Source organism: Caballeronia sp. (genome assembly GCF_028292365.1).
In the GTDB taxonomy this organism is placed as follows: domain Bacteria; phylum Pseudomonadota; class Gammaproteobacteria; order Burkholderiales; family Burkholderiaceae; genus Caballeronia.
The window spans coordinates 1-12513 of the sequence record NZ_JAQGMM010000415.1; the positions used below are offsets into that span (position 1 = coordinate 1).

General features: G+C 59.3%; 10 protein-coding genes, 3 tRNA genes and 1 pseudogene. 6 read left to right on the plus strand and 8 right to left on the minus strand.

Annotated elements, in window-relative coordinates; all coding sequences use genetic code 11:
- Window positions 1-132 precede the first annotated feature (132 nt).
- Together JWR14_RS24905 and aceA are read left to right on the plus strand one after the other, a co-directional pair.
- Entirely contained in the window at window positions 133-1824 is a 1692-nt protein-coding gene (locus tag JWR14_RS24905; protein ID WP_299713540.1) for a DEAD/DEAH box helicase, read from the plus strand.
- 381 nt (window positions 1825-2205) lie between these two features.
- Window positions 2206-3510: an isocitrate lyase gene (gene aceA / locus JWR14_RS24910; RefSeq protein WP_299713543.1), complete on the plus strand. Its 1305-nt coding sequence runs from the start codon at window positions 2206-2208 to the stop codon at window positions 3508-3510.
- A gap of 71 nt (window positions 3511-3581) precedes the next feature.
- On the opposite strand, the gene JWR14_RS24915 is transcribed toward aceA, so the two are convergent.
- Window positions 3582-4016, minus strand: coding sequence for a universal stress protein (locus JWR14_RS24915; RefSeq protein ID WP_277038848.1), 435 nt, complete (start codon window positions 4014-4016; stop codon window positions 3582-3584).
- A 71-nt stretch (window positions 4017-4087) separates the two neighbouring features.
- Complete coding sequence (locus tag JWR14_RS24920; RefSeq protein ID WP_277038850.1) at window positions 4088-4990, minus strand: LysR family transcriptional regulator; 903 nt, start codon at window positions 4988-4990, stop codon at window positions 4088-4090.
- A 137-nt stretch (window positions 4991-5127) separates the two neighbouring features.
- Here JWR14_RS24920 and JWR14_RS24925 point away from each other — a divergent pair, with 137 nt between their 5' ends.
- Together JWR14_RS24925 and aceB are read left to right on the plus strand one after the other, a co-directional pair.
- Window positions 5128-5907 (plus strand): haloacid dehalogenase type II, encoded by a 780-nt coding sequence (locus tag JWR14_RS24925; protein WP_299713551.1) that lies wholly within the window; start codon window positions 5128-5130, stop codon window positions 5905-5907.
- Between the two features lie 59 nt (window positions 5908-5966).
- Window positions 5967-7562, plus strand: a complete 1596-nt coding sequence (aceB, locus tag JWR14_RS24930; RefSeq protein ID WP_299713553.1) for a malate synthase A — start codon at window positions 5967-5969, stop codon at window positions 7560-7562.
- Window positions 7563-7636: 74 nt separating this feature from the next.
- Here aceB and JWR14_RS24935 read toward each other — a convergent pair whose 3' ends face one another.
- Window positions 7637-8071 carry a gamma-glutamylcyclotransferase family protein gene (locus tag JWR14_RS24935; protein WP_299713556.1) on the minus strand — a complete coding sequence of 145 codons (435 nt, stop codon included), beginning with the start codon at window positions 8069-8071 and terminating at the stop codon, window positions 7637-7639.
- Between the two features lie 174 nt (window positions 8072-8245).
- Here JWR14_RS24935 and JWR14_RS24940 point away from each other — a divergent pair, with 174 nt between their 5' ends.
- Window positions 8246-9106: a helix-turn-helix transcriptional regulator gene (locus JWR14_RS24940; protein WP_299713559.1), complete on the plus strand. Its 861-nt coding sequence runs from the start codon at window positions 8246-8248 to the stop codon at window positions 9104-9106.
- Window positions 9107-9110: 4 nt separating this feature from the next.
- Here the strand turns inward: JWR14_RS24940 and JWR14_RS24945 are convergent, their stop codons facing one another.
- The 5 genes from JWR14_RS24945 to gltX all read right to left on the minus strand — a co-directional run bounded on the left by JWR14_RS24945 (window position 9111) and on the right by gltX (window position 11950).
- On the minus strand, window positions 9111-9575 hold the full coding sequence (locus JWR14_RS24945; protein ID WP_213763174.1) for a GNAT family N-acetyltransferase: 465 nt from the start codon (window positions 9573-9575) through the stop codon (window positions 9111-9113).
- A 281-nt stretch (window positions 9576-9856) separates the two neighbouring features.
- Window positions 9857-9933 (minus strand) — tRNA-Asp (locus JWR14_RS24950).
- Window positions 9934-10005: 72 nt separating this feature from the next.
- A tRNA-Glu gene (locus JWR14_RS24955) sits at window positions 10006-10081 on the minus strand.
- A gap of 221 nt (window positions 10082-10302) precedes the next feature.
- Window positions 10303-10378 (minus strand) — tRNA-Ala (locus JWR14_RS24960).
- Window positions 10379-10543: 165 nt separating this feature from the next.
- Complete coding sequence (gene gltX / locus JWR14_RS24965) at window positions 10544-11950, minus strand: glutamate--tRNA ligase (protein WP_299713563.1); 1407 nt, start codon at window positions 11948-11950, stop codon at window positions 10544-10546.
- 318 nt (window positions 11951-12268) lie between these two features.
- Here gltX and JWR14_RS24970 point away from each other — a divergent pair.
- A pseudogene (locus tag JWR14_RS24970) lies at window positions 12269-12513 on the plus strand (hypothetical protein); the annotation flags it as partial.

Sequence of the window (12513 nt, forward strand, 5' to 3'; positions counted from 1 at the left end):
GAAAAGCTCGCCTTTATTGTTGCGAGCTGCCCCCGTTTTTCGATTTGCTCGCTGCTTCTTTGCTCGCTGAATCTGACGACTTGGGTATGCCGATTGGCGCCACACGCCTTATTCCCCGTTTCAAGGATCGACATGACTTCGAGCAACACCCATAGCCCGCTGGACTCCATCGCTGCACTGGCACTCGGTGAAGACACACCCGCCGCGCCGGCAGCATCTGTTTCGCCTGCTAATCCTTCAATCCCCGCCCCTATTTCTTCAGTTGCGCCCGTCGCCGCTGCTATTGCTGTGCAGACCGGCCCGAGCTTCGAATCGCTCGGCCTGTCGCCTGAGATCATTGTTGCCCTGACAGCTTCCGGCTATCAAGTGCCGACGCCGGTTCAGCAGCGCGCGATTCCCGCAGCGCTCGCCGGCCGCGACTTGCTGGTTTCCAGCCCGACCGGTTCGGGCAAGACCGCAGCATTCATGCTGCCGGCAATCGAACGTTTCTCGCAGCTCGAAAAAGCCAAGGCTTCAGCACCGCGTGAGCCGCATGACCCGAACGCCCGCCCGGCCCGCCGCACCCAGCCGGTCGCTCGTCCGACCATGCTGGTCCTGACGCCGACCCGCGAACTCGCGATGCAAGTTACCGCTGCCGCAACCACGTACGGCAAGCACCTGCGCCGGCTACGCACGGTCAGCATTCTCGGCGGTGTCGCGTATGGCCAGCAATTGATGCTGCTCGCGAAGAACCCGGAAATCCTGGTCGCTACGCCGGGCCGTTTGCTCGATCACCTGGAACGCGGCCGTATTGACTTGTCGCAACTGCAAATCCTCGTGCTCGACGAAGCCGACCGCATGTTGGACATGGGTTTCATCGACGATATCGAAACGATTGTTGCCGCTACGCCCGCTACACGTCAGACGCTGCTGTTCTCGGCGACCATCGACGGCAAGATCAGCTCGCTGACCGGCCGCCTGTTGAAGAATCCGGAACGTATCGAGATCATTCAAAAGCTCGAAGCGCAAAACAACATTGCGCAAACCGTGCATTACGTCGATGACCGCGATCACAAGGATCGTCTGCTCGACCATCTGTTGCGCGATGCCGGCCTGGATCAGGCTATCGTTTTCACGGCAACCAAGAACGACGCTGATCAACTGGCTATCCGTTTGTCGGATGCTGGTTTTGAATCGGCTGCCCTGCATGGCGATCTGCCGCAAGGCGCGCGTAACCGCACGATTCGTGCACTGCGCGAGCGCAAAGTGCGCGTGCTGGTCGCAACCGATGTTGCCGCTCGCGGTATCGACATCCCCGGCATCACGCACGTGTTCAACTACGATCTGCCGAAGTTCGCGGAAGACTACGTTCACCGTATTGGTCGTACGGGCCGTGCTGGCCGTACGGGCACGGCAATCAGCCTCGTGCACCACGCTGAGCAAGGCGCACTTAAGCGCATCGAGCGTTTCGTTCGCGTACCGCTGAATGTGAGCGTGATTGTTGGCTTTGAACCGCGTCGTTCGGCTCCGGCCGGCGGTGGCGGCGGTCGTCCTGGCTTTGGCGGCCGTGGCCGTCCGGGCGGTGGCGCTGGTGCAGGCGGCGCAGGTCGTCGCTTCGGTAGCGGCGGTGGCGCTGGCAACGGTGGTTCGGCCAAGCCGGGCGGCTGGGGCAACAAGCCGGCAAGCGCCGGCGGTGCTCGCGATTCGCGCGACGGTGGTTCGCGTGACGGGTATCGTAGCGGTGGTGGATCGCGTGACGGTGGTTCGGGCTTTGGCGGCGGTTCGCGCGACGGTTATGCAGCACGTCGCAACGACGGCCCGCGCGCTCCGCGTCGTGGCAGCTAAGTCGTAAAGTATGCAGCGCACGCTTCTCGCGTGCGCCGGCAAGAAAAGAACCGATGCCTCGTGCGTCGGTTTTTTTTCGCCCACGCCCTGAATTTCATAATGCGGAAAGAGTTCTTGTGCCACGAAATTGTTGGTGCATGGCACAAGCCGTGACGTCTCAGCATAGGAAAGCTCGTTTTATATCGTGAAATATAAACTTCAAATAATTGATTATTAACGATAATTTATATTCAGAAACTTCCTCACGCGGCTGGCTTCCCCTCTCTCCTTTCCATAGACTCTTATATAAGAGTTGAGCAACCAGAAGCACCAAGACCTTCCGGTTGTTCAACCAGACGACCCATCATTAGTCATCAGTCAGGTAATCAAAGGAGAAACGCCATGTCGCGCCAACAACAAGCTCAGGAACTCCAGAAACAATGGGACACGGATTCGCGCTGGAAGGGCATCAAGCGCAGCTATACCGCCGACGACGTCGTGCGGCTGCGCGGATCGGTGCCGGTTGAACACACGCTGGCGAAACGTGGCGCGGAGAAGCTGTGGGCATCGATTCATGAAGAGCCGTTCGTCAATGCGCTCGGCGCGCTGACTGGCAACCAGGCCATGCAACAGGTCAAGGCCGGTTTGAAGGCGATCTATTTGTCCGGGTGGCAAGTGGCTGGGGACGCCAACGTCGCAGGTGAAATGTATCCCGATCAATCGCTGTACCCGGCCAATTCGGTGCCGCTGGTGGTCAAGCGCATTAACAACACGCTGACACGCGCCGATCAGATCCAGTGGTCGGAAGGCAAGAATCCGGGCGATGAAGGATATCTCGACTTCTTCCAGCCGATCGTGGCCGACGCTGAAGCCGGTTTCGGCGGCGTGCTGAACGCATTCGAATTGATGAAAGCGATGATCGAAGCCGGCGCGGCGGGCGTGCACTTTGAGGATCAACTGGCATCGGTGAAAAAATGTGGGCACATGGGCGGCAAGGTCCTGGTGCCGACGCGTGAAAACATCGCGAAACTCACCGCTGCGCGTCTCGCGGCTGATGTTTCCGGTACAAAAACCATTCTGCTCGCCCGGACAGACGCGGAAGCGGCGGATCTGGTGACGTCCGACGTCGACGAAAACGACCGGCCGTTCCTGACCGGTGAGCGTACCGTGGAAGGTTTCTTCCGCACGAAGCCGGGCCTCGAACAAGCTGTTTCGCGCGGGCTCGCCTATGCGCCGTATGCCGACATGATCTGGTGCGAAACCGGCAAGCCGGACCTTGCGTACGCGAAGAAGTTTGCCGAAGCGATTCATCGTGAATTTCCGGGCAAGCTGCTCTCGTACAACTGCTCGCCGTCATTCAACTGGAAGAAGAACCTCGACGATGCGACCATCGCCAAATTCCAGAAAGAACTCGGCGCGATGGGCTACAAGTTCCAGTTCATCACGCTGGCTGGTTTCCATGCGCTGAATTATTCGATGTTCAACCTGGCGCACGGCTATGCACGCAATCAGATGAGCGCGTTCGTCGAGATGCAGGAAGCGGAGTTCGCGGCGGCTGAAAAGGGTTTCACCGCGGTCAAGCATCAACGTGAAGTGGGAACGGGCTACTTCGATGCAGTGACGCAGGCAGTTGAAAAAGACGCGTCGACGACCGCATTGCACGGTTCTACCGAAGACGAACAGTTCTTCGAGAAGAAAGTCGCTTAATACTTAAAGGTAACCGGGTAACTGGGAAAAAAAAGCACGCGCTCGAAAGTCCGAGTGCTTTTTTATTAACTCTACCGATAAACGATCACCGGAATCTTCGTGTGAGTCAGCACCCGCTGCGTCTCGCTGCCAATCAGCAAACTCCCCAGCCCCCTCCTCCCATGCGACGCCATGAAAATCACATCGCAGCCATCGCGCTCTGCAATATCGATAATGCCGATATAAGGCGCGGATTCAACGCTGGTGACGGAGTTGCAGGAAACGCCAACCGCGGTAGCGGCCTTTTCAACGGCCCCGAGATGATCCCGTGCTTCACGCTCGGCGCGCTCATGAAAATCCCCGGGCGGCTCGACGGCGACATCGGCGAAAGGTGAATACGGATACAGCGGCAAACAAGCGTAGGCCGTAATCCGTGCACCCACCGACTGGGCAAGATCGATCGCGCCATCAATGGCTTTCTGCGAAAGAACCGATCCATCTGTCGGAACCAGAATGTGCTTGAACATGGTCGACTCCTCGGCAGTGGCCATCTTGCACTTCCATTGTAGTAACTGAATCAGGGCAAGCGGCCTGCAATTCAGCCCCAATAGCCTGGTGCACCGAACGTGTGTTTGAGCAGGTCGAGAAACAGGCGAACTCTCAGCGGCAAATGCCGCCGCTGCGGAAACACGGCGTGAATCCCGATAGGCGGTGCGGCGAAAGCATCGAGCACGCTGATAAGCCGCCCTTGCGCGATGTCGTCGCCGACTTCCCACCACGAGCGCCACGCCAACCCGTATCCGGCAATACACCACTCGTGCAGCACGGCGCCATCCGAGCATTCCATGGTGCCGGAAACGCGCATCTGCACGACCCTGCCGTCTTTCTGGAACACCCAGCCACGCTGCTGATTCGAGCTCGCCCCAAGCGGCAGGCAGTTGTGCTGCGCGAGCGCATCGAGATCAGCGGGCGCGCCGCGCACGCGCAAATACTCCGGCGACGCCACGCAAACCCGCCGGTTCTCACCCAGCTTCAACGACACCAGCGAAGAATCCGGCAGCTCCCCAAGCCGCACGGCACAATCGAAACCCTCGTTGACCAGGTCGACCATGCGGTCCGTCAAGTCGAGCGTGATCGATACATCCGGATGCATCGACGTGAAAACTGGCACTAGCGCGGCAACATGGCGCCTGCCGAAACCCGCCGGGGCAGACACCCGCAGATGCCCGCTCGCCTTCACCCCGCCGGCCGACACGCTCGCCTCCGCGCTCTGCATGTCGTGAATCACCCGCTGGCAATCCTCCAGAAACGCCGATCCTTCGAAAGTAAGCGTCATCCGGCGCGTGGTGCGCACGAGCAGCTTCACGCCGAGCCGCTCTTCCAGCGCGTCCAGCCGCCGGCCAATCACAGCGGGGGCGACGCCTTCGGCCAGTGCCGCGGCAGACAGGCTTCCCTTCGCGACGACTGCCACGAACGTTTCTATTTGCTTGAAGCGGTCCATGGGCCTGCGCTTGTTCGAATGATCGGGCGCCAAGATTAGGCGCGAAAAAGTCAAAGATCAAGTGATCTGAATGCATCTTCCGGTCGTTCTAACGCACTAATAGAATAGTCGATGACCTAATTTACGGAGCGCCAGCCATGTCACCGACATCGATTTTGCCTCCTCGCGCAGTCATCTTCGATGCCTACGGCACGCTGTTCGACGTGCATTCTGTCGTGGCGGCCGCCGAGCAGTTATTCCCCGGCCACGGCGATGCGCTTTCGCAGTTGTGGCGCCAAAAGCAGATCGAATACACGCAGTTGCGCACGCTTTCCGACCCCGCCGGCACCCGTTATGAGCCGTTCTGGGCAATCACGCTCGACGCGCTGCGATACGCCGCCACGCGCCTGAAGCTCGACCATGCGCTCACTCCGGCTGCTGAAAAGCGTCTGATGGACGAATACGCCTGCCTCGCTGCGTTTCCGGACACGGTTTCCGCACTGAAAGCGCTACGCAAACGCCCGGATTTGAAGCTCGCGATCCTGTCGAACGGCAATCCGCAGATGCTGGACATCGCGGTGAAAAGCGCCGGCATGTCCGGTCTCTTCGATCACGTCCTCTCAGTGGACGCCGTGCGGGCCTACAAACCCGCTCATGCTGCCTACGCACTCGGAACGCAAGCGATCGGCGTGGCAGCCCCGGAGATCGTGTTTGTATCGTCGAATGGCTGGGACGTCACGGGCGCGACGTGGTTTGGATACACAACCTTCTGGCTTAACCGCATGGCGATGCCTGCGGAACAACTCGGCGTCATGCCACGCGGCACCGGACGCGATATGACCGAGCTGCTTGCTTTCATCGATGCCGGCTGCCCGCGGCATCAGCACGCGACGCCATTCGATCTTTCAAAGCGCATGCCCCGCAGTCCCACCCGCTAACTGAATTCACCGAATCACCGGCACGCAAAACCGTCTGACCGACCAAGGAGATGTAGAACATGGCGAACACGCTGACCCACGTGCCGCAGGGCATGACCATCACGGCTGAAATCAAGCCCGGCTACGAGACCATCCTGACACCTGAGGCCCTTGAACTGGTGGCAACGCTGCATCGCGCATTTGAGCCGCGTCGTCAGGCTTTGCTCAATGCGCGCGCTGAACGCACGAAGCGGCTGGACGCAGGCGAACGCCCGAATTTCCTGAGCGAAACGCAATCCGTCCGCGAAGCCGACTGGACCATTGCACCCTTGCCCAAAGCGCTCGAATGCCGCCGTGTGGAGATCACCGGGCCGGTCGAACGCAAGATGATCATCAACGCGCTGAACTCCGGCGCGGATTCGTACATGACGGACTTCGAGGATTCGAACACGCCGAACTGGGACAACCAGTTGACCGGCCATATCAACCTGAAGGAAGCGGTACGCGGCACGATTTCGCTTGAACAGAACGGCAAGTCATACAAGCTCAACGATAAAACCGCGACGCTGATCGTGCGTCCGCGCGGCTGGCATCTCGATGAAAAACACGTGACCGTGGACGGTCAGCGTGTATCGGGCGGTATCTTTGATTTCGCGCTGTTCCTGTTCCACAACGCGAAGGAGCAATTGGCTCGCGGCGCGGGCCCGTACTTCTATTTGCCAAAGCTGGAAAGCCATCTCGAAGCGCGCTTGTGGAACGAGATTTTCGTGGCGGCACAGGAGATCGTGGGCGTACCGCGCGGCTCGATTCGCGCGACGGTTCTTATCGAAACCATCCTCGCCGCGTTCGAAATGGACGAGATCCTGTATGAGTTGCGCGAACATTCGTCCGGGCTTAACGCCGGCCGTTGGGACTACATCTTTTCCGCGATCAAGAAGTTCAAGAACGACGCCGATTTCTGCCTCGCCGATCGCGCAAAGATCACCATGACCGTGCCGTTCATGCGCGCCTATGCACTGCAATTGCTGAAGACGTGTCACCGGCGCCAAGCCCCGGCTATTGGCGGCATAAGTGCATTGATTCCAATCAAGGGCGACGCCGAAGCCAACGACAAAGCCATGGGCGGCGTGCGCTCGGACAAGGCGCGCGATGCAAGTGACGGTTACGACGGCGGTTGGGTCGCGCATCCGGGACTCGTGCCGATCGCAATGGAAGAGTTCGTGAAAGTGCTCGGCGACAAGCCGAACCAGATCGCGAAGCAACGCGAGGACGTGCAAGTCACAGCAACCGATCTACTCGATTTCCGTCCTGAAGATCCCATCACTGAAGGCGGCGTGCGCGGCAATATCAACGTGGGCATCCACTATCTTGGTTCGTGGCTCGCGGGCAATGGCTGCGTGCCGATCCACAACCTGATGGAAGATGCGGCGACCGCGGAAATCTCGCGCTCGCAAGTGTGGCAGTGGATTCGCTCGCCGAAAGGCAAGCTCGACGATGGCCGCAAGGTAACCGCCGACATGGTCCGCGCGTTCACGCGGGAAGAGTTGGTGAAGGTAAAGGCGGTCGTCTCCGCCGACACCGCGCCATACGACCGGGCAGCGACGATTTTCGAAGCGATGTCGACATCGGATACGTTCGCAGAGTTTTTGACGTTGCCGCTTTACGAAGAGATTTAAGACTTACCGCTGGTCTTCTTGAGTGAACCAAGCCGCTCTGGAATACAGGGCGGCTTTTTTCGGCGTTGAGCGAATCACGGCTGTGATCGTCGTGATCGTCTTGATCGTCGATAGACAACCCAATCGCCGTTATCGATCCGCGGCAAACCTTCCACCGCCTCCTCCGCAACCGGATAAACCAGGCAATCGATATCCTGCGCGCGCCCGTCCACGTGAACCGTCACGTGCAACCGCTCGCTGCGATACAAGCCGATGACACCCGGCACGATCTCTTCGATTTCATCGAGCACGGGCACGAGCGTTTCATCGATTCGATAGATATCGCCATGCACCGGCCCCGCCGTGGGATCGAGCACGAGTCCTGGATAAGCATCGAAATCGTACAGGCGGCCATTGATATGACCCGAGCCAATCAGCAGGGGAGCGACGATCCCGTTACGCTCCGCGGCGAGGCGAATGTCATTGCTTTCGCCCGCTCGCAGCGTGCCGTAGACGAATACGTGTTGCATGCGTTCATTCCTTCCGTGAAGATTCAGCGCGCATTATGCCAAGCGTATAAAACATTCATTACGTCATGATGGCTTGGTCCAACGCTTGGTCCGACGAAACACGTCCGGCGCCCGACTTCAAAGCCAGACCCACTCAATGCCTTTAATATCACGGTGGAGGAGCGCTTAAAAACCATGTTCACGCCCATCGATCAACCGCTGCAGCCGCCGCAATCCGAAGAAGTCGAGCATCTCGACATTCCGGCCGAGTCGTCGCCGACGCTCGCGCATCCCATTCGGGTTCGCTCGCGGCCCGTGCCGGCCGGCGTCCGGATTGCGCGGCACACGCACGCGTGGGCGCAGGTTGCATGCACGACACGCGGCGTGCTGCGAATCGCAGCGGAAGGGTCAACGTGGATGGTGCCACCGTCGCGGGCAATCTGGGTCCCGCCGAACGTGACGCATGAAGTAGTGATCGTGGAAGACGCGTTTTTGCGAACGTTGTACATAGACGCGAGCGTCGTACCGCCGGGACTGGATGCGTGCCGCGTCGTGGAAGTGTCGCCGCTGTTGCGCGAGGTGGCTGTTGCGCTGGATGATCGTACGATTTCAAGCGAGCGTGAACGGCTGCTTGGCACGCTTGCACTCGACGAAATCACACGCTCACGCCCGCTGCCTCTCTCTATCCCGATGCCCACCGACAAACGCCTGCTGGCATTATGCGAAGCCGTCCTCGCCGATCCTGCTTCCGCAGATTCGCTTGAGCACTGGGCGACGCTCGCTGGCGCAAGCACTCGCACGATCGCGCGTTTGTTCCGGCGCGAACTGGGCGTGAGTTTTTCGCAATGGCGTCAGCAGGCCGTGCTGGCGCGCGCGATCCCGTTACTGAGCCAGGGCCGGCCGCTTGCGCAAGTTGCACTGCTGCTCGGCTATCAAAGCCAGAGCGCCTTTTCCGCGATGTTCAGACGTGCGTTCGGCGAAAGTCCGCGAGCATTTTTTGTCCGCGACGGCGAGCCGCGAGACGATAGTCAGAGCGGTGGGTCGAGCGAGCGTTGAAATGCTAAACGCCGCGCACCATATGCCGGATCGCGCCGAATTGCGCGAGCCGCGAACCCGCGGTTTTATAACCCATGCGGATATAAAGCCGGGCAGCGGGGTTATCGACAAATACGCGCAACTGCGTCTCGGTTAGTCCGCGTGCACGTGCCCAGCGATGCGCGGTATCGAGGAGAAATGTTCCCGCACCCGTCCGGCGCCACCCTTCCACCACTTGTACGTCGCGGATGTGCAGCGACTGGTCTTCTTCCGTCACACGCATCACGCCAATAGCCTGGCCGTCGCACTCGAGCACGAAGTTTTCCGATTCGCGCCAGCTACCGAGGAAAAGGTCGCTGCGCCACACAAGATTGTGGCGGCGATAGTAGCCGTTCATGTTGTTGCGCGTAAGCGCCTCGGCGAACGAAAAATCGTCCATCGACGCCAGGCGCAACTGAAACGGCGAGAGAGCTTCGGTGGGATCGAGCATGTCGCGATGAAAGCACTGAATCAAGTCATCAACATAAGTCAGCCGGCGCGCGCTGGCAATGGAGAGTTTTACGAGCGCGCAAGTTCGATGTCACGCACGCCACACGTTCAACAAGGTGCAACGGGATAGTGGTGCGAAGAATAGCGCAGGAACCGAAGGCGGAATTGAGGAGAAGAGGTCGAAGGAAGGAACGAGGCAGGACGAAAAACGCGGAGACAAAGGGAGACAAAAACGTGGACGAAAAAAATCCAGCTTAAGCTGGATTTTCTTTTACAACTTGTTGGCGGAGCGGACGGGACTCGAACCCGCGACCCCCGGCGTGACAGGCCGGTATTCTAACCAACTGAACTACCGCTCCACTTCTTTCCATCAGTTCGTGAGGTTGGTCGGCTCATCAAACTTGCAGCGCTTCTGGCAGCCGCCGATGTTTTGGCGTCCCCAAGGGGATTCGAACCCCTGTACTCACCGTGAAAGGGTGATGTCCTAGGCCTCTAGACGATGGGGACATAAACTTTTCAGTTAATGTCTTTACTCTTTTCGCTTAGATCCTGACTTGCTTCTGATTAACTTCGATTAATACTTTCTTAATCGTTTGATACTACTTTCAGCTTATTAATCAGTTTCTTGTCAGTCAGCAGCGAAGAACGACATTATAAACAGCTTTATGATTCTTGTGAAGCTTTTTTTCCGATGCTCTGGCGCTTTAAAAAACTTCATTTCTGTTCTGTGGTGGAGGTAAGCGGGATCGAACCGCTGACCTCTTGCATGCCATGCAAGCGCTCTCCCAGCTGAGCTATACCCCCCTTGCAGAACAGAAACGAGATTCTAAGGGGCACTTTTGAAGTTGTAAATACCTTTTGGCCCAGCATCTGAAAATAGTTCGTTCTTAGGGTGCAAATTTGAGGCGCAAACCGGACACCGTTCGCGACGATGCCACGCGCCCGCACCACCCCACCTCATGTTCATATTCAGGCGATGCCCTTGTCGAGCCGGGTCAACACCGTCTCGCGGCCGAACAGCATCAGCACCGCGTCAATGGACGGTGTGTGCGTGGTGCCCGCGACCAGCAGACGCACCGGCATGGCGAGATGCGGCATCTTGAGCTTGTGGCTCGTCAGCGTGGCCTTGAACGCCACCGAGATGGCTTCCTTGCTCCACTCCACTTCGCTCAGTGCCTGGCGCAAGTCAGCGAGCGCGGGACGTACAGTTTCCGTGACATGCTGCGCGAGTGCAGCAGGGTCGATCACAGGCTCCTGATAGAACATGGCGGCGTTATCGGCAATTTCCTTGACCGTCGATGCGCGGTCCTTCAGCAAACCGATCACAAGCTCGAGCGGCGCCCCTTGCTCGATCATGGCGGCGTCGATACCCAATTCGGCCAGGAACGGCTTCACGAGCGTTTCCAGCCGCGCGTTGTCAGCTTCCTTGATGTAGTGCGCGTTCAGCCAGTTCAGCCGGTCCGGATCGTATTGCGCCGGCGACTTGCCCAGATGGTCCAGGTCGAACCATTCGACAAACTGCTCGCGCGAGAAAATCTCCGCGTCGCCATGCGACCAGCCAAGCCGCGCCAGATAGTTCATCACGGCTTCCGGCAGATAACCGCTATCGCGATAACCCATCACGCTCATCGCGCCGTGGCGCTTGCTCATCTTCTCGCCCTGCTCGTTGAGCACCGTCGGCAAGTGCGCGTACACAGGCACTTCGCCGCCCAGCGCAAGCAGGATATTGATCTGCCGCGGCGTGTTGTTCACGTGGTCGTCGCCGCGGATCACGTGAGTGATCTTCATGTCGAGATCGTCCACGACCACGCAAAAGTTATAGGTCGGCGTGCCGTCCGGGCGCGCGATCACGAGGTCGTCGAGTTCGTCGTTCGAGATTTCGATCGTGCCCTTCACCGCGTCGTCCCAACTCACTACGCCGCCGAGCGGATTGCGAAAGCGAATGACCGGCGAGACGCCTTCCGGAATAGGCGGCAGCACCTTGCCCTCTTCGGGGCGCCACGTGCCGTCGTAACGCGGCTTTTCATTGGCCTCGCGCTGGCGTTCACGCAATGCGTCGAGTTCTTCCGTCGACATATAGCAGTGGTAGGCGAGGCCCTGGTCGAGCATCTGCTTGAGCACTTCGCGATAGCGGTCCATGCGCTGCATTTGATAGACCGGACCTTCGTCGTAGTCGAGGCCGAGCCATTCCATGCCTTCAAGGATGGCGTCGACGGACGCGTCGGTCGAACGCTCCAGGTCGGTGTCCTCGATGCGCAACACGAAAACGCCCTTCATCTTGCGCGCAAACGCCCACGGATAAAGCGCGGAGCGAATGTTGCCGAGGTGGATGAAGCCTGTGGGGCTGGGAGCGAAACGGGTGCGGACTTGGGTCATGTGCGGTGTGCTCGATAGCTCAAATGCGTTTGCTGGCACGGGAGGAGCCAGGCAAGCGATATATCGGGGACCGGCTTCGGTGCGTCTTACGGACGAACTTGGCGAGCGGTCAAAACGAGTGTGAATTATACCCGCCGGGCGCTTTTGCCCTGCTTTCGGGGGTCATCATGTTTTATCATGAGCGCCGTCACTGGATGGCTTAACCATTCGGCCAGCAAGCGGCTAATACCCCGGTAATCCCCAGCTAACCAGACCGCCTGAGCTACCGTCACCCGCCACGCCCCAAGCTCGTCCCCCGTTGCATCGCAGGAGAATTCCTTGAAGATTTCGCCACCCTCGCTTTCGTCGCTGCCTCGGTTGTCGCGGCGCGCGTTCTCTCTTGGCTGCGCGTCGGCCGTGCTCACGGCCTGCACCACGACGACGAGTTCCACCACCGCGCTCATCCCACCCGTGCCGCCCACGTCGCCCGTACCAGGCACCAGCACGCCCCAGCGGACCGTGCGGATCGGCCTTGCACTGGGCGGCGGCGCGGCGCGGGGGTTTGCGCACATCGGTGTAATCAA